Source organism: Enterobacter sp. SES19, from assembly GCF_011765665.1.
In the GTDB taxonomy this organism is placed as follows: domain Bacteria; phylum Pseudomonadota; class Gammaproteobacteria; order Enterobacterales; family Enterobacteriaceae; genus Enterobacter; species Enterobacter pseudoroggenkampii.
The window spans coordinates 2,982,500-3,003,892 of record NZ_CP050320.1 but is presented as its reverse complement, the minus strand read 5'-3'; the positions used below and the strand labels follow the sequence as shown (position 1 = coordinate 3,003,892).

At 58.4% G+C, this 21,393-nt stretch carries 20 protein-coding genes; 14 read left to right on the top strand and 6 right to left on the bottom strand.

Annotated elements, in window-relative coordinates; all coding sequences use genetic code 11:
* Window positions 1-11: 11 nt before the first annotated feature.
* From GXP72_RS14345 to GXP72_RS14290, 12 genes are all read left to right on the top strand, one after another.
* Window positions 12-770 (top strand): molecular chaperone, encoded by a 759-nt coding sequence (locus GXP72_RS14345; protein ID WP_208763026.1) that lies wholly within the window; start codon window positions 12-14, stop codon window positions 768-770.
* The gene (locus GXP72_RS14340) at window positions 746-3,130 is read left to right on the top strand and encodes a fimbria/pilus outer membrane usher protein (protein ID WP_208763025.1); all 2,385 of its coding nucleotides are present in this window, start codon (window positions 746-748) and stop codon (window positions 3,128-3,130) included. The genes GXP72_RS14345 and GXP72_RS14340 overlap by 25 nt, the downstream gene beginning before the upstream one ends.
* Complete coding sequence (locus tag GXP72_RS14335) at window positions 3,127-4,089, top strand: spore coat U domain-containing protein (protein ID WP_208763024.1); 963 nt, start codon at window positions 3,127-3,129, stop codon at window positions 4,087-4,089. The genes GXP72_RS14340 and GXP72_RS14335 overlap by 4 nt, the downstream gene beginning before the upstream one ends.
* Before the next feature lie 84 nt (window positions 4,090-4,173).
* A complete protein-coding gene (gene tar / locus GXP72_RS14330; protein ID WP_024909677.1) occupies window positions 4,174-5,841 on the top strand; it encodes a methyl-accepting chemotaxis protein II in 1,668 nt (555 codons plus the stop codon).
* Window positions 5,842-5,885: 44 nt separating this feature from the next.
* The gene (tap, locus tag GXP72_RS14325; RefSeq protein WP_024909678.1) at window positions 5,886-7,487 is read left to right on the top strand and encodes a methyl-accepting chemotaxis protein IV; all 1,602 of its coding nucleotides are present in this window, start codon (window positions 5,886-5,888) and stop codon (window positions 7,485-7,487) included.
* A gap of 19 nt (window positions 7,488-7,506) precedes the next feature.
* Window positions 7,507-8,373 carry a protein-glutamate O-methyltransferase CheR gene (cheR, locus tag GXP72_RS14320; RefSeq protein WP_023312253.1) on the top strand — a complete coding sequence of 289 codons (867 nt, stop codon included), beginning with the start codon at window positions 7,507-7,509 and terminating at the stop codon, window positions 8,371-8,373.
* Window positions 8,370-9,419, top strand: a complete 1,050-nt coding sequence (locus GXP72_RS14315; protein WP_048992250.1) for a chemotaxis response regulator protein-glutamate methylesterase — start codon at window positions 8,370-8,372, stop codon at window positions 9,417-9,419. Before cheR ends, GXP72_RS14315 begins: the two co-directional genes overlap by 4 nt.
* A gap of 17 nt (window positions 9,420-9,436) precedes the next feature.
* The gene (gene cheY, locus GXP72_RS14310) at window positions 9,437-9,826 is read left to right on the top strand and encodes a chemotaxis response regulator CheY (protein WP_008500431.1); all 390 of its coding nucleotides are present in this window, start codon (window positions 9,437-9,439) and stop codon (window positions 9,824-9,826) included.
* 10 nt (window positions 9,827-9,836) lie between these two features.
* Window positions 9,837-10,481, top strand: a complete 645-nt coding sequence (gene cheZ, locus GXP72_RS14305; RefSeq protein ID WP_023312251.1) for a protein phosphatase CheZ — start codon at window positions 9,837-9,839, stop codon at window positions 10,479-10,481.
* Between the two features lie 148 nt (window positions 10,482-10,629).
* Entirely contained in the window at window positions 10,630-11,778 is a 1,149-nt protein-coding gene (flhB, locus tag GXP72_RS14300; RefSeq protein ID WP_024909679.1) for a flagellar biosynthesis protein FlhB, read from the top strand.
* Window positions 11,771-13,849 carry a flagellar biosynthesis protein FlhA gene (gene flhA / locus GXP72_RS14295; protein WP_024909680.1) on the top strand — a complete coding sequence of 693 codons (2,079 nt, stop codon included), beginning with the start codon at window positions 11,771-11,773 and terminating at the stop codon, window positions 13,847-13,849. Before flhB ends, flhA begins: the two co-directional genes overlap by 8 nt.
* Window positions 13,849-14,241 carry a flagellar protein FlhE gene (locus GXP72_RS14290; RefSeq protein ID WP_024909681.1) on the top strand — a complete coding sequence of 131 codons (393 nt, stop codon included), beginning with the start codon at window positions 13,849-13,851 and terminating at the stop codon, window positions 14,239-14,241. The genes flhA and GXP72_RS14290 overlap by 1 nt, the downstream gene beginning before the upstream one ends.
* A 57-nt stretch (window positions 14,242-14,298) precedes the next feature.
* On the opposite strand, the gene argS is transcribed toward GXP72_RS14290, so the two are convergent.
* A complete protein-coding gene (gene argS, locus GXP72_RS14285; protein WP_090419738.1) occupies window positions 14,299-16,032 on the bottom strand; it encodes an arginine--tRNA ligase in 1,734 nt (577 codons plus the stop codon).
* A gap of 239 nt (window positions 16,033-16,271) precedes the next feature.
* Between argS and GXP72_RS14280 the strand changes: the two genes are divergently transcribed.
* Together GXP72_RS14280 and cutC are read left to right on the top strand one after the other, a co-directional pair.
* The gene (locus GXP72_RS14280; RefSeq protein WP_032647800.1) at window positions 16,272-16,832 is read left to right on the top strand and encodes a VOC family protein; all 561 of its coding nucleotides are present in this window, start codon (window positions 16,272-16,274) and stop codon (window positions 16,830-16,832) included.
* Between the two features lie 78 nt (window positions 16,833-16,910).
* On the top strand, window positions 16,911-17,654 hold the full coding sequence (cutC, locus tag GXP72_RS14275) for a copper homeostasis protein CutC (protein WP_061714865.1): 744 nt from the start codon (window positions 16,911-16,913) through the stop codon (window positions 17,652-17,654).
* A gap of 144 nt (window positions 17,655-17,798) precedes the next feature.
* Here cutC and cmoB read toward each other — a convergent pair whose 3' ends face one another.
* Genes cmoB through GXP72_RS14250 form a run of 5 tightly spaced genes read right to left on the bottom strand, consistent with a single transcriptional unit; the run spans window position 17,799 to window position 21,380 of the window.
* Window positions 17,799-18,770: a tRNA 5-methoxyuridine(34)/uridine 5-oxyacetic acid(34) synthase CmoB gene (gene cmoB / locus GXP72_RS14270; RefSeq protein WP_024909685.1), complete on the bottom strand. Its 972-nt coding sequence runs from the start codon at window positions 18,768-18,770 to the stop codon at window positions 17,799-17,801.
* The gene (cmoA, locus tag GXP72_RS14265) at window positions 18,767-19,510 is read right to left on the bottom strand and encodes a carboxy-S-adenosyl-L-methionine synthase CmoA (protein ID WP_048992239.1); all 744 of its coding nucleotides are present in this window, start codon (window positions 19,508-19,510) and stop codon (window positions 18,767-18,769) included. Before cmoA ends, cmoB begins: the two co-directional genes overlap by 4 nt.
* A gap of 40 nt (window positions 19,511-19,550) precedes the next feature.
* Entirely contained in the window at window positions 19,551-19,946 is a 396-nt protein-coding gene (locus tag GXP72_RS14260) for an MAPEG family protein (protein WP_021240443.1), read from the bottom strand.
* A gap of 52 nt (window positions 19,947-19,998) precedes the next feature.
* A complete protein-coding gene (locus tag GXP72_RS14255; protein WP_208763023.1) occupies window positions 19,999-20,817 on the bottom strand; it encodes a DUF72 domain-containing protein in 819 nt (272 codons plus the stop codon).
* The gene (locus tag GXP72_RS14250) at window positions 20,814-21,380 is read right to left on the bottom strand and encodes a hydrolase (RefSeq protein WP_208763022.1); all 567 of its coding nucleotides are present in this window, start codon (window positions 21,378-21,380) and stop codon (window positions 20,814-20,816) included. Before GXP72_RS14250 ends, GXP72_RS14255 begins: the two co-directional genes overlap by 4 nt.
* Between the last annotated feature and the right edge of the window lie 13 nt (window positions 21,381-21,393).

Here is a 21,393-nt window from a genome sequence, read left to right as displayed (position 1 = left end):
GGAGAGTGTTGATGAAGCCATTTTTCAGACCCGTTTGTCTGGCGGGCGCGTTGGGCATGGCTGCGGCAATCGGCCAGGTACAGGCGGCGGCCACTATCCTGCTCTGGCCTATCGATCCGTGGCTTGCTGCGGACGCCAATGCCACGGAACTGTGGATCCAGAACCAGGGAAACAGCGCCACGACGATGCAGGTCCGCATCGTGCGCTGGAAGCAGGAGGACGGACACGAGCGTTATACCGCGCAGCAGGACGTGGTCGCAAGCCCGCCGATCGTCACGATTGGCACGGGCAGCAAGCAGCTTATTCGCCTTATCAAACAGACTTCAGTGCCCGCAGGCGTCGAACAGGCCTACCGCATTATTGTCGATGAAATCCCCCAGCCTGATGCCAAAGCCGAACCCTCCATTGGCCTCAAATTGCAGATGCGATATTCCATTCCTCTGTTTGTGTATGGACAGGGGATGCCGACGATAAAAGAGGGCGCGCACCATGCGCTGGTGGAGACCCGAAACCTGAGCTGGCGGGTGACGCAGGCGGGTGGACAGCCTGCGCTGGAGGTTCGAAATCGCGGGGATATCCATGTCAGGCTAAGCCAGGTGGCGCTGGAGCAGGGGGGGCAGAAACGCACGGTTGCGGAGGGATTACTGGGTTACGTCCTTCCGGGCAGCACCCGCAGCTGGCCGGTACCCGCTGGCGTTCGTCAGCCAGAGCGGATGAGCGCGCAGATTAATGCCAGGGACGCACAATGGCAGTCAACGCCCGTCAACTGAAGCCGGCGATGATGATACTGCTCTGCTTCAGCGCCGCGACCTGGGCCGAGCCCGGTGACGACAGTTTACCGCCGCCGCCCCAGGCACAGGCGATACATGATGAAGCGGTTTTCCAGCTTGCCCTCGTGGTCAACCACTACGATACCGGTCTGGTCGTGCCCGTGACGCAACGTAAAGGCGCTTTCTTTATCTCCAGCGCCGATTTGCTGCGCGCGGGGCTGCCCCCGGCGCATGTTCCCACCGGAGAGGTGAATCTCTCCTCGCTTGCCCTGGTTCGGGTGGAGTACGACAGCGCCGCGCAGCGCCTGCTGCTGACCGTTCCCCGCGACTGGGTGACGGCCCGGGTGACGCCGTTCAGCGCGCAAGCGACGCAGGCCAAACCGCACTACGGGCGCGGGGCGCTGCTCAATTACGATCTCTACACCAACCGCACGGAGCATATCGGCGGTCAGGCGTCGTTCTGGCATGAGTTCCGCTACTTCAACGAGAACGGCTCCTTTTCCTCCACCGGCTACGCGCGCGAAAATTTCAGCGGTAACGACGGCCAGCAGGAAGGGTATGTTCGCTATGACACGACCCTGCTGTTCACTAACGAAGATGACGCGATGAGCTGGAGCGTCGGGGATGTGATTAGCGATGCCCTGAGCTGGAGTTCCAGCGTCCGGATGGGGGGGATAAGCGTCGGGCGGGATTTCTCCTTGCGCCCCGATCTGGTGACATGGCCGCTGCCCGAGTTCGCAGGGGAGGCCGCGGTACCCACCTCGGTCGATCTCTTTATCAATGGCTATCGTTCCGGCTCAACCCAGCTTCAGCCGGGTCCCTTCACCCTGACCAATCTGCCCTATATCAACGGCGCCGGGGATGCGGTGCTGGTCACGACGGATGCGCTGGGGCGCCAGGTGAGCACCACGCTACCGTTTTACGTCACCAGCGACCTGCTTAAGCAAGGGCTCAGCGACGGTGCCGTGACCCTGGGCAGCCTGCGGCGTAACTACGGCATCAAGAATTTTGACTACGGTTCCGCGGCGGGCAGCGGCTCGTATCGCTACGGTCTAACAGACTGGCTAACGCTGGAAGGCCACGCGGAAGGGGCGCAGGAGCTGGCGCTGGGTGGGGCGGGGACCGTGATAAAACTCGGCCAGTTTGGCGTGGTGAATACCTCTTACTCGCAGAGCCGCATGCGCGATGATGCGGGCGGGCAAATCAACTGGGGTTACCAGTACAGCACCAGCGCGTTTAGCGTCGCCACCCAGCACACGCGTCGCGGCCGCGGCTTTGGCAATCTTGCCCTCTACGACCAGCCGACGGTGTATGACGAAAACGATAAACCCATCGCCAGCTTCAGCCGTAATACGGACCAGTATTCTCTGACCTTCAATCTGGGACAGTACGGCAACATCGGTGCGGCCTGGATCGGCGTGGAGAGTTTCGACAGCCAAAAAACCGAGCTGCTCAATCTCTCCTGGAGCCGCAATCTGTGGGGGGCGAGCAGTATTTACCTCGCCGGCAGCCGGGATCAGCAGCGGGGAGACTGGACGGTCGCGCTGTCGCTGCAGGTGCCGCTGGGGGCACGCGACAGCGCCGCGTTCACCGTTGAAAATACCCCGGATGCAGGCAGTACCCAGCGCATCAACTATAACCATTCCATGCCTTCTGACGGTGGGTTTAGCTGGAACATGGCCTGGGCCAACCAGTCAAGATCCAGTGATTATCAACAGGGGACGCTGGGCTGGCGCAATAACAACATAGAGCTGCAGGGCGGCGGTTATGGCGAAAGGGATACCATGACCTGGTGGGGCGAGGCGATGGGCGCAATTGTCCTGATGGACGGCGAACTGTTTGCAGCGAATAAAATCAACGATGCGTTTGTGGTCATCAGTACCGACGGTCATCCGGATGTGCCCGTCAGCTACGAGAACCAGCCCGTAGGTAAAACCAATAACAACGGCTACCTGCTGGTCAGCGGGGTGTCGGCGTATTACCCCGCAAGCTACCGGATCGATACCCTGAATCTGCCGGCGGATACCCGTCTGAAAGAGACCGAGCGACGGATCGCGATCCGCCGTCACAGCGGCTATCTGGTTGATTTCCCGATGGAGCAGGAGCGGGTGGCAAGCGTTATTCTGCATGATGCGCACGGGCAGGCGCTGACGGTGGGAAGCCAGGTCCGACGGGTCTCGCGCAGCAATGCGGTGGTGGGGTATGACGGCATCGCCTGGCTGGAAAATCTCAGTGATGTGAACCCGCTGGAGGTGATAGCGCCTGACGGAAAACGCTGCAGGGCGACCCTGACCGTGGGGGCCAATCCGGAACACAAGCTGAAAACCTACGGGCCGCTGATTTGTCGGGAGGCGCCATGACGCGCCTGCTGCTGTTGATTCTGCTGCTGTTCTCCAGCGGCGGCTGGGCGGCGTGTACCGTCAGTACGGTCAATGCCTCATTTGGCAGCGTCACCTCCTTCGCGCTCAGCGGAACAGGCGAGGTGGAAACCACCGGCACGCTGGTGGTGTCCTGTGATGCCATACTGAATCTGCTGACCAACGACTCGGTGACGCTGACCTACACCGCGGCATCGGTTTCGGGCAGCAGCCGGGCCACCATGAAACGGACAGATGATGCGACTATCACGGACGTGATCCCCACCCGGCTGTGCGGACTCTCGGGCTGCGCGAGCAGCAGCGAGGTACAGATAAGTAAATCGTATACCTGGAGTGGAAATACCTTGCTGGGGCTGCTGGGGTCAAAGCAGTACAACATTCCGCTCTATTTTCGCACCGTCGCCGGACAAAACGTCACTGCCGGGCCATATCAGGTTCAGTTAACCTTCAGCGTTAACTACAGCGTGTGCTCCGTGGGCGCGCTCGGCATTTGCACAATCAATCAGGCGGGCACCGCGACGACCACCATTCTACTGAACATGACTGTTACCAACGATTGCAGCGCCATAACCACGCCGGACGTGAACTTCAACAGCGCACCGCTGGTACAAAGTTTCCCTACCGTTTCGCAGGCGATTGCCGTCACCTGTACCAAAGGCAGTACGTATACCATCGGCATTAACAACGGGGCTAACGCGCTGAACAACGTGCGGCGCATGGTGAGCGGCAGCAACGCCATGAGCTATGACATCTATAAAGAAGCCACCAGTAACCGCTGGGGCGGCAGCGGCAGCGAGCGCTGGTCCAGCGCGGTATCGTCACAGGTCAGCACCGACGGCTTGTTGCGCACCTACAATTACACCGCGAAAGTCCTGACCAATCAGACCACGCCACCCGCCGGAACCTACACCGATACGCTGATTGTTGACGTGGCGTTTTAGCCCCGCGCTTTTCCCTTTCTCAAATGTAAAGTTCCTGTGGGTAGTGCCGATAACACCGTTAATAAATCTATGAGAAGGTGTTGTATGTTGAACCGTATCCGCGTTGTCACAATGCTTATGATGGTGCTGGTCATTTTCGCACTTCTTCAGCTTATCTCCGGCGGGCTTTTTTTCTCGTCATTAAAACAGAACCAGGACAGCTTCGCGGCCTCGAACGATCTCCGTCTGCAGCAAAGTGAACTCACGTCAACGTGGGATCTGATGCTGCAAACGCGTATCAACCTGAGCCGCTCGTCCGCGCGCATGATGATGGATCCCAACAATCAGCAGAGCAGCGCGAAAACCGATCTGTTGAAAAATGCCCGTGCCACCCTTGCTGACGCCGCTAAACACTACGACGCCTTCAAAAAGATCACCCCGCAGCCTGCGATGGAGCAGGTGAGCCAGAATATCGATGAAAAATACAGCGCCTACCATGCCGGTCTGACGGAACTGATTCAGTTCCTGGAGAGCGGCAATATGGACGCCTATTTCGCACAGCCTACGCAGGGGATGCAAAACGCACTCGGCGCGGCGCTGGGGGAATACGCGAAGGTCAGTGGCGATCTCTATCACACAGCCTTTACCGCAAGCCAGAATGACTATCGTTTTGCGAAATGGCAGATGGCCGTGATGGCGCTGGCGCTGGTCATTGTGCTGGTCGCGGTCTGGTACGGCATTCGTCATATCCTGCTGAATCCTCTTGGCCGCGTCATTGCCCACATTCGTGAAATTGCCGGCGGCGATCTGACCAAAACGCTGACCGTTTCCGGGCGTAATGAGATCACCGAGCTGGCAAACAGCGTTGACCACATGCAGCGTTCGTTAATCGACACCGTCGCCAACGTGCGCAACGGGTCGGAAGCTATTTATACCGGCACCAGCGAAATTGCGATGGGGAACAACGATCTCTCATCTCGTACCGAGCAGCAGGCTTCCGCCCTGGAAGAGACGGCCGCCAGCATGGAGCAGCTTACCGCGACCGTGAAGCAGAACGCCGATAACGCCCGTCAGGCGTCTCAGCTGGCAGAAAGCGCCTCCGAGACGGCGCAGCGCGGCGGTCGCGTGGTGGATGGCGTGGTGAAAACCATGCACGAAATCGCCGACAGCTCGAAGAAAATCGCCGACATCATCAGCGTCATTGACGGTATTGCCTTCCAGACCAACATTCTGGCGCTGAACGCCGCCGTGGAAGCGGCGCGTGCGGGCGAACAGGGACGCGGGTTTGCCGTGGTGGCCGGGGAAGTGCGCAATCTGGCCAGCCGCAGCGCCAATGCGGCAAAAGAGATCAAGTCGCTGATCGAAGATTCCGTCTCCCGCGTGGATACCGGCTCCGTGCTGGTGGAAAGCGCCGGGGAGACCATGAATGACATCGTGAATGCCGTCACCCGCGTGACGGACATCATGGGTGAAATCGCCTCTGCGTCTGATGAGCAGAGTCGTGGTATCGACCAGGTTGCCCTGGCGGTATCGGAAATGGATCGCGTGACACAACAAAACGCCGCGCTGGTGCAGGAGTCCGCTGCGGCGGCCGCTGCGCTGGAAGACCAGGCGAGCCGTCTGAAGATGGCCGTCTCGGCGTTTCGTCTCGCTTCACTCGCTGGAAACACGGTCACCCCGCAGGCGACGTATCGCGCGCCAGCCGCTGAATCGGCTGCAAACCGTACGCGCACCGCGACGACCGGACAAGATGAAAACTGGGAAACATTTTGACTGACAATTAAACCGCGGCTGCTTGCCGCTTGATGGGAGCGTGGATGTTAAATCGTATTCGTATCTCGACCACACTGTTTTTGATTCTGATCCTTTGCGGTGTGTTGCAGGTTGGCAGTAACGGGTTGTCTTTCTGGGCGTTTCGCGATGGCTATCAGAATTTGCAGGAAGTTGAGACGAGTAATCAGCAGCGCTCCGCACTGGCACAAACGCGTGCCGTGCTGTTGCAGGCAAGCACTGCGCTGAACAAGGCAGGAACCTTAACCGCGCTGAGTTATCCGCCGGATGACATTAAAGCGCTGATGGCGACCGCGCGCGACAGCCTGAAACAGGCTGACGCACAGTTTAAAGCTTTTACGGCGCAGGCCGCCGACAGCGAGAAAGAGAAAGCGCTGAAGGCCGCCATGAAGACGAACTTTGAACAGTGGTACAGCGATCTGGACCATCAGGCGACGTGGCTTGAGAACAACCAGCTGTCGGACTTTATGACCGCGCCGGTTCAGGCCTCGCAGGCGGCGTTTGATGGCAGCTTTAACGCGTGGCAGCAGGATATTAACCAGTCTGTTCAGCGTGCCGGTGAACAGAGCCGTCAAAGCTATCACATGTCGGGCGTCATCTTTGCCGTGGTGGTGATTCTGGCAGGGCTGCTGACCGGCGCCGCACTGCTCTGGTCGCGCAGAATGATTGTCCAGCCGCTGGCGATTATCAGCAGCCACTTCGACAGTATTGCGAAAGGCGATCTGGCGCGTCCGGTAGCGGTGTTCGGCAGGAACGAAATTTCGGCGATCTTTGCCAGCCTGAAGGCGATGCAGGGATCGCTGCGGGAAACGGTGAGCGACGTGCGGCAGGGCAGTTATGCCATGCACACCGGGATCTCAGAGATTGCGGCGGGCAATAACGATCTCTCGTCCCGCACCGAGCAGCAGGCGGCTTCGCTGGCGCAGACGGCGGCCAGCATGGAGCAACTGACCGCGACGGTAAGCCAGAACGCCGATAACGCGCGTCAGGCGTCTGACCTGTCAAAACAGGCGGCGATGACGGCGAAGAAAGGCGGAGACCAGGCGTCCCATGTCGCCAGCACCATGCAGGAGATTGCCACCAGTTCGCAGAAAATTGGTGACATCATCAGCGTGATTGACGGTATCGCGTTCCAGACCAACATTCTGGCGCTGAATGCCGCCGTTGAAGCGGCGCGCGCCGGGGAGCAGGGGCGAGGATTTGCGGTGGTGGCAGGGGAAGTGCGTAACCTGGCGAGCCGCAGCGCCAACGCGGCGAAAGAGATTAAGGTGCTGATCGAAGAGTCGGTCTCGCGCGTTCAGCAGGGCTCAACGCTTGTGGATACGGCGGCGAAAACCATGCACGAGATTGTCACCTCCGTGACGCGGGTGAACGACATCATGGGCGAAATTGCCTCGGCGTCGGACGAACAGCGTCGCGGCATTGAGCAGGTTGCACAGGCCGTCAGCCAGATGGACCAGGTGACGCAACAGAACGCCTCGTTAGTTGAGGAAGCGGCAGCGGCAACCGATCAGCTGGCCAGCCAGGCAGATCGTCTGACCGGACTGGTCGCGGTGTTTAATGTGAAAGAGCACGTTGAAGCAGTAACAGAAGTCGGGCGGTCGCAGGCCGTGCCAGTTGTATCCTGAATGTAATTAAGAAGGCGCTATGACATCACCAATGCCCCCTGGGCAAACGTCATTATTGTTGCAGATGACACAGCGCCTCGCGCTGTCCGACGCGCATTTTCGTCGGATATGTCAGTTAATCTACCAGCGTGCGGGGATCGTGCTTGCGGATCATAAGCGCGACATGGTCTACAACCGCCTGGTGCGGCGCTTGCGCACGCTGGGGCTGGATGATTTTGGCCGCTATCTGAGCATGCTCGAGGCGAACCAGAACAGCGCGGAGTGGCAGGCTTTTATTAACTCGTTAACCACCAACCTGACGGCGTTTTTCCGTGAAGCCCACCACTTCCCGGTCCTGGCCGAGCACGCACGCCGTCGCACCGGGGAGTATCGCGTATGGAGTGCGGCCGCCTCGACGGGCGAAGAACCGTATTCGCTGGCGATCACCCTGGCTGACACCCTGGGCATGACGCCCGGACGCTGGAAAGTCTACGCCAGCGATATCGATACCGAGGTGCTGGAGAAGGCGCGTAACGGTGTTTATCGCCAGGATGAGCTGAAAACGCTGTCACCGCAGCAGCTGCAGCGTTATTTCATGCGCGGGACAGGCCCGCATGAAGGTTTGGTACGCGTACGCCAGGAGCTGGCGAACTGCGTTGAATTCGCGCCCGTAAACCTGCTGGATAAGCAGTACAACGTGCCGGGGCCGTTCGACGCTATCTTTTGCCGTAACGTCATGATCTATTTTGATAAAACGACGCAACAGGACATTCTGCGTCGGTTTGTTCCGTTGCTCAAGCCTGACGGTTTACTGTTTGCAGGGCACTCGGAAAACTTCAGCAACCTCGCGCGTGAGTTTAGCCTGCGTGGGCAAACGGTATATGCGCTGAGTAAGGAAAAAGCATGAGTAAAATCAGGGTGTTGTCTGTCGATGATTCAGCGCTGATGCGTCAGATCATGACTGAAATTATCAATAGCCACAGCGACATGGAGATGGTGGCAACCGCGCCCGATCCGCTGGTAGCGCGGGATTTAATTAAAAAATATAACCCCGACGTGCTAACGCTGGATGTCGAGATGCCGCGCATGGATGGCATAGATTTCCTCGAAAAATTAATGCGGCTTCGGCCCATGCCGGTGGTGATGGTCTCTTCCCTGACCGGAAAAGGCTCGGAAATCACCCTGCGCGCGCTGGAGCTGGGGGCGGTGGATTTTGTCACCAAACCGCAGCTCGGCATTCGCGAAGGGATGCTGGCCTACAGTGAAATGATCGCCGAGAAGATCCGCACCGCGTCTAGGGCGAAGCTTGCCGCCCACACGCCGATGGCCGCGCCTGCGACCCTGAAGGCCGGTCCCTTACTCAGCTCGGAAAAACTGCTGGTGATTGGCGCGTCAACCGGAGGAACAGAGGCAATTCGTCATGTACTCCAGCCATTGCCGCTTTCAAGTCCGGGTATTCTGATCACTCAGCATATGCCGCCAGGCTTTACCCGTTCGTTCGCCGAGCGCCTGAACAAGCTGTGCCAGATCAGCGTGAAAGAGGCGGAAGACGGCGAGCGCGTGCTCCCGGGACATGCCTATATCGCCCCGGGCGACAAGCATATGGAGCTGTCGCGCAGCGGCGCTAACTATCAAATCAAAATTCATGACGGACCGCCGGTCAACCGGCACCGTCCGTCGGTGGATGTGCTGTTTCATTCGGTGGCGAAACATGCGGGGCGCAACGCCGTTGGGGTGATCCTGACGGGGATGGGCAACGATGGTGCCGCCGGAATGCTTGCAATGCACCAGGCTGGCGCCTGGACGATTGCGCAGAATGAAGCAAGTTGTGTGGTGTTCGGCATGCCGCGCGAGGCCATCAATATGGGTGGCGTGAGCGAAGTGGTCGATCTTAGCCAGGTAAGCCAGCAGATGCTGGCGAAAATCAGTGCCGGACAGGCAATACGTATTTGACTCAGGAGTATTATTTTATGGCGGATAAAGAGCTTAAGTTTTTGGTTGTGGATGACTTTTCCACCATGCGTCGCATCGTGCGCAACCTGCTGAAAGAGCTGGGCTTCAACAACGTTGAAGAAGCAGAAGACGGTGTTGATGCGCTGAACAAACTGCAGGCTGGCGGGTTTGGTTTTGTTATCTCCGACTGGAACATGCCTAACATGGACGGTCTGGAACTGCTGAAAACCATTCGTGCCGATGCGGGAATGGCGTCTATGCCGGTTCTGATGGTCACTGCAGAAGCAAAAAAAGAGAACATCATTGCCGCTGCACAGGCGGGCGCAAGCGGCTATGTGGTGAAGCCATTCACCGCGGCAACCCTGGAAGAGAAGCTCGGTAAGATCTTCGAGAAACTCGGCATGTGAGGTGATGGAAATGTTGCAACCTGCTATGAAACCCGTTGAAGAACACTCGCCGAGCGATATCATCGTCCGCATCGGCAGCCTGACGCGCATGCTGCGTGACAGCCTGCGCGAGCTGGGTCTGGATCAGGCGATTGCCGAAGCCGCGGAAGCCATTCCTGATGCCCGCGATCGTCTGGACTATGTTGTGCAGATGACCGCTCAGGCCGCGGAACGTGCGCTGAACAGCGTTGAAGCGTCACAGCCGCACCAGGATGCGATGGAAAAGGGGGCGAAAGCGCTGAGCAAACGCTGGGACGAGTGGTTTGAGAACCCTATCGAGCTGGCGGATGCCCGCGAGCTGGTGACGGATACCCGTCAGTACCTGGGTGATGTGCCGGGTCACACCAGCTTCACCAACGCCCAGCTGCTGGACATCATGATGGCGCAGGATTTCCAGGACCTGACCGGTCAGGTGATCAAGCGCATGATGGATGTTATCCAGGAGATTGAACGTCAGCTGCTGATGGTTCTGCTGGAGAACATTCCGGAGCCGGCAGCCCGTCCAAAACGCGAGAATGAAAGCCTGCTCAATGGTCCTCAGCTCGACGCCAGTAAAGCGGGCGTGGTGGCAAGCCAGGATCAGGTCGACGACCTGCTGGACAGCCTCGGCTTTTGATGGTCCGTTCCGCCTCAGGAGGTGAACGCCACCTGAGGCGGTTTGCGACAAAATCACCGAAAAGAGCCCGAATAAACGGGCTTTTCCCGCCATTGGATTTCCGCTGCGCTGGCATGATACCCGTGACGTAATGGGCTGAGCATGCACTGTGGCAGAAGAGAACGACGACAAAACGGAAGCCCCCACACCCCACCGACTAGAAAAGGCGCGTGAGGAAGGGCAGATCCCCCGATCCCGAGAACTGACCTCCTTGCTGATCCTTATCGTAGGGGTGTGCATTATCTGGTGGGGCGGGGAGTCGCTCGCCCGCAAACTGGCGGGAATGTTGTCCACCGGCTTACGCTTTGACCACAGCATGGTCAACGATCCGAATCTGATCCTCAGCCAGATTATTCAGCTTATTAAAGGGGCCATGGTTGCGCTGCTGCCCCTGATTACCGGGGTCGTGCTGGTTGCGCTGGTCTCGCCGGTGATGCTCGGTGGTCTGGTTTTTAGCGCCAAATCGCTGCAGCCGAAATTTTCCAAACTGAACCCGCTGCCGGGCATTGCGAAAATGTTCTCTGCGCAGACCGGGGCTGAGCTGCTCAAAGCCGTTCTCAAATCGGTGCTGATGGGCAGCTCCGCGGGGTTTTACCTCTGGTACCACTGGCCGGAAATGATGCGACTTATCAGCGAATCACCGCTCACCGCGATGAGCAACGCGCTGAATCTGGTCGGGCTCTGCGCGCTTCTGGTGGTGCTCAGCATTATCCCGATGGTGGGTTTTGACGTGATCTTCCAGCTTTATACCCACTTCAAAAAACTGCGCATGTCACGGCAGGATATTCGTGACGAATATAAGCAGATGGAAGGTGACCCGCACGTGAAAGGGCGCATCCGCCAGATGCAGCGCGCCGCCGCCCGTCGCCGCATGATGGAAGATGTGCCGAAGGCCGACGTCATTGTTACTAACCCGACGCACTATTCCGTTGCGCTGCGCTATGACGAAAACAAAATGAGCGCGCCGAAAGTGGTGGCGAAAGGGGCGGGGCTGATCGCTCTGCGTATCCGGGAAATTGGCACCGAACACCGCGTGCCGATCCTGGAAGCCCCTCCGCTGGCGCGTGCCCTGTACCGCCATGCGGATATTGGACAACAGATCCCGGGACAACTCTACGCCGCCGTGGCGGAAGTGCTGGCCTGGGTATGGCAGTTGAAGCGCTGGCGTCTGGCCGGCGGTCAACGGCCTGTGAAACCTGAGAACCTTCCGGTGCCTGCCGCGCTGGATTTTATGAACGAGAAGGACACTGATGGCTAATCTGGTGGCAATGTTGCGCCTGCCCGGCAACCTGAAATCGACCCAATGGCAGATCCTGGCCGGGCCGATTCTGATCCTGCTAATTCTGTCGATGATGGTACTGCCGCTCCCGGCGTTCATCCTCGACCTGCTTTTCACTTTCAATATTGCGCTGTCCATTATGGTGCTGCTGGTGGCGATGTTCACCCAGCGTACCCTGGAATTCGCCGCGTTCCCGACCATTCTGCTGTTTACCACCCTGCTGCGACTGGCGCTGAACGTGGCGTCCACGCGTATCATCCTGATGGAAGGTCACACCGGGGCGGCAGCGGCGGGTAAAGTGGTGGAAGCGTTCGGCCACTTCCTGGTGGGCGGCAATTTCGCTATCGGTATCGTGGTGTTCGTTATCCTCGTTATCATCAACTTTATGGTTATCACCAAAGGTGCAGGGCGTATCGCGGAAGTGGGCGCGCGTTTTGTGCTGGACGGGATGCCGGGCAAGCAGATGGCGATCGACGCCGACCTGAATGCCGGTCTTATCGCCGAAGATGAAGCCAAAAAACGCCGTTCGGAAGTGACGCAGGAAGCGGACTTCTACGGCTCCATGGACGGTGCGAGTAAGTTTGTGCGCGGTGACGCCATCGCAGGCATTCTGATCATGGTGATTAACGTGGTCGGCGGCCTGCTGGTGGGGGTATTGCAGCACGGGATGGACATGGGCCACGCGGCGGAAAGCTATACGCTGCTGACCATTGGTGACGGTCTGGTTGCGCAGATCCCGGCGCTGGTGATTTCCACGGCGGCGGGTGTCATCGTGACCCGCGTGAGCACCGATCAGGACGTTGGCGAGCAGATGGTGGGCCAGCTGTTCAGTAACCCGCGCGTCATGCTGCTTGCCGCGGCGGTTCTCGGGTTGCTCGGTCTGGTGCCGGGGATGCCAAACCTCGTCTTCCTGCTGTTTACGGCAGGTCTGCTGGGGCTAGCCTGGTGGATGCGTGGCCGTGAAACCAAACCGGCTGCGGAACCTGTTCCGGTAAAAATGCCGGAGAATACCCAGGCCGTCGAAGCGACCTGGAACGACGTTCAGCTGGAAGATTCCCTGGGAATGGAAGTGGGCTATCGCCTGATCCCGATGGTCGATTTCCAGCAGGACGGCGAGCTGCTTGGCCGTATCCGCAGCATCCGTAAAAAATTCGCGCAGGATATGGGCTTCCTGCCGCCAGTGGTACACATCCGCGACAATATGGACCTGCCGCCCGCGCGCTATCGCATCCTGATGAAAGGCGTTGAAATTGGCAGCGGTGATGCCTATCCGGGCCGCTGGCTGGCGATTAACCCCGGTACCGCCGCAGGCACGCTGCCGGGCGAGCAAACCATCGACCCGGCCTTTGGTCTGGCCGCGATCTGGATTGAAAGTGCCCTGAAAGAGCAGGCGCAGATCCAGGGGTATACGGTTGTTGAAGCCAGTACCGTGGTGGCGACCCACCTTAATCACCTGATTGGGCAATTCTCGGCAGAGCTGTTTGGTCGTCAGGAAGCGCAGCAGCTGCTGGACCGCGTCACGCAGGAGATGCCGAAGCTGACGGAAGATCTGGTCCCGGGCGTGGTGACGCTGACGACGCTGCACAAGGTGCTGCAAAACCTGCTCGAAGAAAAGGTACCGATCCGCGATATGCGCACCATTCTGGAAACGCTGGCAGAGCATGCGCCAATCCAGAGCGATCCGCACGAGCTGACGGCGGTGGTGCGCGTGGCGCTGGGGCGCGCGATCACCCAGCAGTGGTTCCCGGGAACCGGAGAAGTGCAGGTTATTGGCCTCGATACGCCGCTTGAACGCCTGCTGCTTCAGGCCCTGCAGGGCGGGGGCGGTCTGGAGCCGGGCCTGGCGGACCGTCTGCTGGCGCAAACCCAGGAGGCGCTGGCGCGTCAGGAGATGCTTGGCGCGCCGCCGGTGCTGCTGGTGAACCATGCGCTGCGTCCGCTGCTGTCGCGCTTCCTGCGTCGTAGCCTGAATCAGCTGGTCGTACTCTCGAATCTGGAGCTGTCGGACAACCGTCATATCCGCATGACCGCGACGATTGGAGGAAAATAATGCGTAAATGGCTTTGGATTTTGCTCTTCCCGCTGGTGGCACAGGCTGGTGGGGAGGGGACCTGGCAGGCAAGCAGCATGGGGGTGACCCTCAGCAACCGGGGCGTCGCCATGTCCTCTAATCCGCTTTCGCCTTCTGAAGGCGTTTCCGGTCAGATGGGCCTTGTGGTCTGGAACTACCGGCTGATTGGCCCTACGCCAGCCGGACTGCGGGTGCGTCTTTGTTCTCAGACGCGCTGCACGGAAATCGACGGCGAAAATGGTACGACGCAGGCGTTCAACGGCGTACCGGCCATTGAGCCTTTGCGTTTCATCTGGGAAGTGCCGGGCGGGGGACGTTTGATCCCGGCGCTGAAGGTGCAGAGTAATTCTGTCATCGTGAACTACCGCTGACGGTTGCGTGAGCAGGACTGCAAAAAATAAAACCCGGCGCTTGCCGGGTTTTTTGTATTACATACGTTCTACGGTTTCGATACCCAGGGTATCCAGACCCAGCTTCAGGGTCTTCGCCGTGAGCTGCGCCAGCTTCAGGCGGCTGTTGCGGACCGATTCGTTTTCCGCAGACAGAATAGGGCAGTGCTCGTAGAAGCCGGAGAACAGACCCGCCAGATCGTACAGGTAAGCACACATCACGTGCGGCGTGCCGTCACGCGCGACAACCGTCAGCGTCTCTTCGAACTGCAGCAGACGTGCCGCCAGCTGCGCTTCACGATCTTCCGTGATGGTCACGGCAGCATTTGCCAGCACGCTTTCGTCGATATTAGCTTTACGGAATACCGACAGCACGCGGGTGTAAGCGTACTGCATGTATGGCGCCGTGTTGCCTTCAAACGCCAGCATGTTATCCCAGTCGAAGATATAGTCGGTGGTACGGTTCTTGGAAAGATCCGCGTATTTCACCGCACCGATACCCACGGCGTTGGCCAGTTTTTCCAGTTCGTCAGCAGGCATGTCCGGATTCTTCTCGGCCACCAGACGGCGGGCGCGTTCCAGCGCTTCGTCCAGCAGGTCAGAAAGCTTCACGGTACCGCCCGCACGGGTTTTGAACGGCTTGCCGTCTTTACCCAGCATCATGCCGAACATGTGGTGTTCCAGCGGAACGCAATCCGGCACGTAACCGGCTTTACGCACGATGGTCCACGCCTGCATCAGGTGCTGGTGCTGACGGGAGTCGATGTAGTACAGCACGCGGTCGGCATGCAGCGTTTCGTAACGGTATTTTGCGCAGGCGATGTCAGTAGTGGTGTAGAGATAGCCGCCATCCTTTTTCTGGATGATCACGCCCATCGGTTCACCTTCCTTGTTTTTATACTCATCAAGGAACACAACTGTTGCGCCTTCGCTCTCAACCGCCAGATTTTTCGCTTTCAGGTCCGCCACAATGCCGGGCAGCATTGGGTTATACAGGCTTTCACCCATCACGTCGTCACGGGTCAGGGTGACGTTCAGGCGGTTATAGGTAAGCTGGTTCTGAGACATGGTGATGTCAACCAGCTTGCGCCACATCTCGAGGAAGTATTGATCGCCGCCCTGCAGTTTTACCACGTAGCTGCGCGCGCGCTCGGCAAAGGCTTCGTCTTCGTCGTAGTGTTTTTTGGCTTCGCGATAAAACCCTTCCAGGTCCGCCAGCGCCATTTCACCCGCGTTTTCCTGCTGCTGTTTTTCCAGGTAAGCAATCAGCATGCCGAACTGGGTACCCCAGTCGCCCACGTGGTTCGCGCGGATCACCTTGTGACCGAGGAACTCGAGCGTGCGCACTGCGGCATCACCGATGATGGTGGAGCGCAGGTGGCCAACGTGCATCTCTTTCGCCACGTTCGGCGCAGAATAGTCGATCACGACGGTCTGCGCTTCCGGCTGGGACACACCCAGACGATCGGATTTCAGCGCCGCGTCAACGTGGCGGGCCAGGAACGCAGGTTCCAGGAAGATATTGATAAAGCCCGGGCCGGCAATTTCGGTTTTGCTGGCAATGCCGGTGAGATCCAGATGCGTCAGTACCTGCTCAGCGAGCTGTCGCGGCGGCATGCCCAGTTTTTTAGCCACTGCCATCACGCCATTAGCCTGATAGTCGCCAAACTGTACTTTTGCTGACTGACGAACCTGCGGTTCGCAATCCGCAGGTGCACCTGCGGCAATCAGTGCCTGACTGACTTTTTCGGAGAGAAGAGCCTGAATATTCACCTGGATACCTTACGTTTTTGATGCGGGCTTACAACCGCCCGCGCCAGTTAAAGAATTTAGGGCGGGAGTATACTGCAAATGCCTTCTGTCGTCAGCATCGCGGGGCCTGAAGATTGCTCAGAATCCAGGCAGTGAAGGTGTGCATAAACATGCAGTCATAAAAAGCCGGATTCAGCGGTTGGTCAAAACAGGGCAACAGAGTAAATTAGCGGCTTTGCGACACGAAAAGAGAGTGAATTATGGCGAACTGGCAATCCATTGACGAACTGCATGATATTTCCGCAGATTTACCGCGCTTCACCCAGGCGTTCACAGAACTTGCCACCCGTCTGGGTCTGGATATCGCACCGCTTGAGGCTGATCACATCTCTTTGCGCTGTCATCAGAATGCCACCGCAGAGCGCTGGCGTCGCGGTTTCGAACAGTGCGGCGTGTTGCTCTCCGAGAACATCATCAATGGTCGCCCCATTTGCCTGTTTAAACTGCATGAACCGGTGAACGTGGCCCACTGGCACTTCACCGTGGTTGAGCTGCCGTGGCCAGGCGAGAAGCGCTATCCGCACGAAGGCTGGGAGCATATCGAAATTGTCCTGCCGGGTGAACCGGAGACGTTGAACGCGCGCGCGCTGGCCCTGCTTTCTGACGACGGCTTAAGCAAGCCGGGAATTTTTGTGAAGACGAGTTCTCCCAAAGGCGAGCGCGAGCGGTTACCTAACCCGACGCTGGCCGTCACGGACGGACAGGTCACGGTGAAATTTCATCCGTGGACCATTGAGCAGATCGTTGCCAGCGAAGCGTAAGAGATGTGAGTTCACGCCGCGACTGAAAATGGACGGCGTGGCATGATGATTCGTTTAGTGGGATTTCAGGAGGATTAAATGGCGCTGCTGGAGATTTGTTGTTACAGCGTGGAGTGTGCTGTGACCGCACAAAAACACGGGGCTGACCGTATTGAACTGTGCGCGGCACCCAAAGAGGGCGGGCTGACGCCGTCCTTCGGCGTGTTAAAGTCTGCCCGTCAGGCACTCACCATTCCCGTTCACCCGATTATTCGCCCGCGCGGCGGTGATTTTTGTTACACGGCAGGCGAGTTCAGTGCCATGCTTGAAGACATCGCCCTCGTGCGCGACCTGGGGTTCCCCGGGCTGGTCACCGGTCTGCTGGATGAAGACGGCAATATCGATCTCCCGCGCATGCGTCAGGTGATGAGCGCCGCACAGGGGCTGGCCGTCACTTTTCATCGTGCATTTGATATGTGTAAAGATCCGCTTCAGGCCTTTGAAACGCTTGGAGAACTTGGCGTGGCGCGCATTCTGACATCGGGTCAACAGGCGTCAGCTGAAAAAGGACTGCAATTAATTACGGAACTAAAAGCACATTCCGGTGTTCCAATAATAATGGCGGGTGCGGGAGTCCGCGCCAGCAATCTGGAACGGTTTTTAAACGCTGGGGTAGAAGAGCTGCACAGCTCCGCGGGTAAATGGATACCTTCGCCCATGCGTTATCGCAATACAGGGTTGTCAATGTCGACGGATGCTGAAGCAGATGAGTATTCACGCTACGGCGTAGAGGGAGAGTCGGTTGCGGAAATGAAGTCGCTGATTGAGCGCCATCACGTGTAGCAACGTACCGATTTTTACCGCGCATCATGTCGCCCAATATGATGCTTGCTTGTACCAGGCCCCTGCAATTTCAACAGGGGCCTTTTTTTATCTCCTCACCCTAACCCTCTCCCCATAGGGGAGAGGGCCGGGGTGAGGGGAAAACTACGGCTTCGTCGCTATCAACACCGCACGCATCGGGGCCGGATAGCCTTCGATGGTTTTGCTGTGGTCGGCCGGGTCGAGGAACTGCTCCAGCGATTCGGTAATCATCCAGTCGGTGCGGCGCTGCTCTTCGAGAGAGGTCACGCTGACATCGGCAATCCGCACGTCCACAAACCCGCACTTCTCCAGCCAGTTCTTCAGCGCCAGCGCGGAAGGGATGAAGTAAACGTTGCGCATCTGCGCGTAGCGATCGCCCGGCACCAGAACAGCATGTTCATCCCCTTCGATCACCAGCGTTTCCAGCACCAGCTCGCCGCCGCTGACCAACTGATCCTTCAGTTGCCACAGGTGCTCCAGCGGAGAACGACGGTGATACAGCACGCCCATGGAGAACACGGTATCAAACGCTTTCAGGGCAGGGAGCTGTTCAATGCCCAGCGGCAGCAGGTGCGCGCGCTGGTCGTTACCCAGCAGCTTACGTACCGCTTCAAACTGGCACAGGAACAGCTGCATCGGGTCAATACCGACCGCCAGGTGCGCGCCCGCGCCAATCATGCGCCACATGTGGTAACCGCTGCCGCAGCCCACGTCCAGAATGGTACGTCCGGTCAGGTCGGAAAGGTGCGGCAGAACGCGATCCCATTTCCAGTCCGAGCGCCATTCGGTATTGATGTTCACCCCGTACAGCGAGAACGGGCCTTTGCGCCACGGCATCAGATTGCGCATCAGCGTTTCGATGCGGTTGATCTGCCCGGCCGGAAGCGGCTCTTCGCTTTCGGCGGTTACGCTGTGCAGAAGATCCAGACGATGCGGGGTCAGCTCGGGCAGAAACTCCACCGCGTTTGACCACTGCTTTAACAGGCCGTGCTGCTGATCGCGCTGCCAGGCGGCAATCTGCGCGGGCAAGGTTTCCAGCCAGTGGGAGAGCTGGTTTTTGGCAATCAACTGATAGAAGTTACTGAATTCGATCATGCCGGTTTCCCCGCTTTCAGCGCCACCAGAGAGCCAAAGTTAAAGCACTGGAACCACAGTTCGCTGTGCTCAAACCCGGCTTTGCTCAGACGCGCTTTGTGGGTTTCTACGGAATCCGTCAGCATCACGTTTTCGAGCATGCTGCGCTTCTGGCTGATCTCCAGCTCGCTGTAGCCGTTCGCCCGTTTGAAATCGTGGTGCATGTTGAACAGCAGCTCGCCAACCTCGGCATCTTCGAAGCTGAATTTCTCCGAGAGCACCAGCGCGCCGCCAGGATTCAGCCCCTGATAAATTTTGTCCAGCAGCAGCTGGCGGTCTTCCGGCACCAGGAACTGAAGGGTGAAATTCAGCACCACCATCGAGGCGTTATTGATTTCAATCTCGCGGATATCACCTTCCACCACGTCCACCGGAACAGGGGCTTTGTACGCGTCAATATGGCGACGGCAGCGCTCAACCATGGCCGGGGAGTTATCGACGGCAATGATTCGGCAGCCTTCCTGGTGAATATTACGACGAACCGACAGCGTTGCCGCGCCGAGCGAGCAGCCCAGGTCATAGACCTGCGTGCCGGGTTGAACGAAGCGCTCAGCCAGCATGCCGATCATAGAGATAATATTGGAATAACCGGGAACAGAGCGCTGGATCATATCCGGGAAGACTTCAGCTACCCGTTCATCGAAGGTCCAGTCGCCCAGGCTGGCGATAGGCGCGGAAAAAAGCGTGTCGCGATCTGACATAACGTAAAAATCCGGGAAAAATAAAGTGGCGTATTGTGCGCTAATGGAGGGAGAAAACCAACTCCCACGGCATATACCACAGGTTAGCCAGCACCATCAGCAAAAGCGAACACCAGGTCGCACTCATGCCGGAACGACGCCAGCGGATTAAGCGGTGGTGAAAGCCGTAATAATGCATCAGGCGGCCAGCAATAAGAAGCAGGCCACAGATATGAACCATCCAGGTTTCTGCGCCATTCATCTCCATAAAAAGCAGCAGGATTAAGGCTGCGGGGATGTATTCGACCGCGTTGCCATGAATGCGGATAGCGCTTTGTAGCTCTGAAAATCCGCCGTCACCGTAGGAGACACGGTACAGCGTTCTGAGGCGCACAACATCAAATGAAAACTTAATCAGCAGTAATGCACCTAACACCGCATACAGCGCGCTGACCATACAAACTCCCTGTTTTTTGGCAGATGGCACTTCACTATGATAGGGGGTGATATCAGAAAAGAGAAGATTGTTGTGGGATGCCAGGGGCGCTGCCCACGGACGGCACCGCAGCCTGCAAGGCCTGCCACAGAGCATCGACCAGTTCGGGGGCCTGGGCAATATCCGGCGTGTGCAAAAAGAGATACGGCGTGGTGGTGTGTTCCCACGAGGCCAGTTTTTCCAGCCAGACGGCGAACATCGCCTGGTTTTGCTGCATGTTATCGCTGCCGATAAACCTGACCATCGGGTTCTGCGCAGTCATGATGGCGTGGACCGGCACTTTCGGTTTTTTACGCTGCGCCTCAATGATGGCCTCACTGTGCGGTATCGCGCTGTGCACCGGACGGCTGTCGAGGATCACCCGGTTGACGGAACGTTCAAGAAGGCCGCGGTTGAGCGCTTTTTCTGCTTCGCCCTTCGCAAAGAAGTCCTTGTGTCGGACCTCCACCCCATAGGTAAACTCCCGGGGCAGGGCGTCCAGAAACGTCCACAGTGCGGGCAGGTCGCGAGGGCCAAAGACGGCCGGAAGCTGCAGCCAGTACTGGCCGATGCGGTTTGCCAGAGGCGCCATCCGGGCAAAGAATTCGTCGGTCAACTCACCGCAGTTTCGCAGTGCGGCCTGGTGAGAAATGGTCGCCGGAAACTTGAAGCAGAAACGGAAATCGTCGGTTGTTTGCTCCCGCCAGCGTGCGACAATCTCAGCTTTGGGGAGCGCATACAGGGTGGTGTTGCCCTCGACACAGTTGAAGTGTCGGGCATACTCTTCAAGGCTGGTGATGCCAAGGCGCACCCATTTCGGGTGCGACCACTGGGGCAGGCCCACATACATCATAGTGCGCGAAGGATCTCATCCGTGCTGCGCACGCGGCCGATGCGCGGGAAGATATGGGTCATGCTGCCCTGATGCTGTTCCGCGGAGGCCGCGCTGCAGGCATCTTCGGCGATCACCAGATTAAAGCCCAGTTCCCAGGCGTTGCGGGCGGTTGACTCCACGCCGATATTGGTGGAAATGCCGCACAGGATGAGAGTGTCAATGCCGCGACGGCGGAGCTGCAGCTCGAGATCGGTACCGTAGAAGGCACCCCACTGGCGTTTGGTCACTTCAATATCGCTGTCGCGTTTGCCGAGTGAGACCGGGTACGTCCACCAGTTTTCCGGCAGGGCTCGCGCGGGTGCCTGCGCATCAACGGGCTGTTTTAACGCTTCGGCGTAATCCGCGGACCAGCCGACGCGCACCATGACCACCGGCGCACCGCTGGCACGGCATTTCTCCGCCAGGCGAGCGGCGCGGTCGACCACATCGTCTGCGGTATGCGGGCCACCGGCAAAGGGCAAAATGCCTTCCTGTAAATCAATCACTACAAGCGCGGTTTTTCTGGCATCAAGGGTTAACATCGTTACTCCCGTT

Excerpts from the sequence above, each read along its gene's own strand:
- cutC (WP_061714865.1), top strand. The coding sequence starts at position 16,911 with ATGGCGCTGCTGGAGATTTGTTGTTACAGCGTGGAGTGTGCTGTGACC.
- cmoB (WP_024909685.1), bottom strand. The coding sequence starts at position 18,770 with ATGATCGAATTCAGTAACTTCTATCAGTTGATTGCCAAAAACCAGCTC.
- tap (WP_024909678.1), top strand. The coding sequence starts at position 5,886 with ATGTTAAATCGTATTCGTATCTCGACCACACTGTTTTTGATTCTGATC.
- flhA (WP_024909680.1), top strand. The coding sequence starts at position 11,771 with ATGGCTAATCTGGTGGCAATGTTGCGCCTGCCCGGCAACCTGAAATCG.
- GXP72_RS14255 (WP_208763023.1), bottom strand. The coding sequence starts at position 20,817 with ATGATGTATGTGGGCCTGCCCCAGTGGTCGCACCCGAAATGGGTGCGC.
- GXP72_RS14345 (WP_208763026.1), top strand. The coding sequence starts at position 12 with ATGAAGCCATTTTTCAGACCCGTTTGTCTGGCGGGCGCGTTGGGCATG.
- GXP72_RS14290 (WP_024909681.1), top strand. The coding sequence starts at position 13,849 with ATGCGTAAATGGCTTTGGATTTTGCTCTTCCCGCTGGTGGCACAGGCT.
- GXP72_RS14280 (WP_032647800.1), top strand. The coding sequence starts at position 16,272 with ATGGCGAACTGGCAATCCATTGACGAACTGCATGATATTTCCGCAGAT.
- tar (WP_024909677.1), top strand. The coding sequence starts at position 4,174 with ATGTTGAACCGTATCCGCGTTGTCACAATGCTTATGATGGTGCTGGTC.
- cheY (WP_008500431.1), top strand. The coding sequence starts at position 9,437 with ATGGCGGATAAAGAGCTTAAGTTTTTGGTTGTGGATGACTTTTCCACC.
- GXP72_RS14340 (WP_208763025.1), top strand. The coding sequence starts at position 746 with ATGGCAGTCAACGCCCGTCAACTGAAGCCGGCGATGATGATACTGCTC.
- cheR (WP_023312253.1), top strand. The coding sequence starts at position 7,507 with ATGACATCACCAATGCCCCCTGGGCAAACGTCATTATTGTTGCAGATG.
- GXP72_RS14335 (WP_208763024.1), top strand. The coding sequence starts at position 3,127 with ATGACGCGCCTGCTGCTGTTGATTCTGCTGCTGTTCTCCAGCGGCGGC.
- GXP72_RS14260 (WP_021240443.1), bottom strand. The coding sequence starts at position 19,946 with ATGGTCAGCGCGCTGTATGCGGTGTTAGGTGCATTACTGCTGATTAAG.
- GXP72_RS14250 (WP_208763022.1), bottom strand. The coding sequence starts at position 21,380 with ATGTTAACCCTTGATGCCAGAAAAACCGCGCTTGTAGTGATTGATTTA.
- cmoA (WP_048992239.1), bottom strand. The coding sequence starts at position 19,510 with ATGTCAGATCGCGACACGCTTTTTTCCGCGCCTATCGCCAGCCTGGGC.
- GXP72_RS14315 (WP_048992250.1), top strand. The coding sequence starts at position 8,370 with ATGAGTAAAATCAGGGTGTTGTCTGTCGATGATTCAGCGCTGATGCGT.
- cheZ (WP_023312251.1), top strand. The coding sequence starts at position 9,837 with ATGTTGCAACCTGCTATGAAACCCGTTGAAGAACACTCGCCGAGCGAT.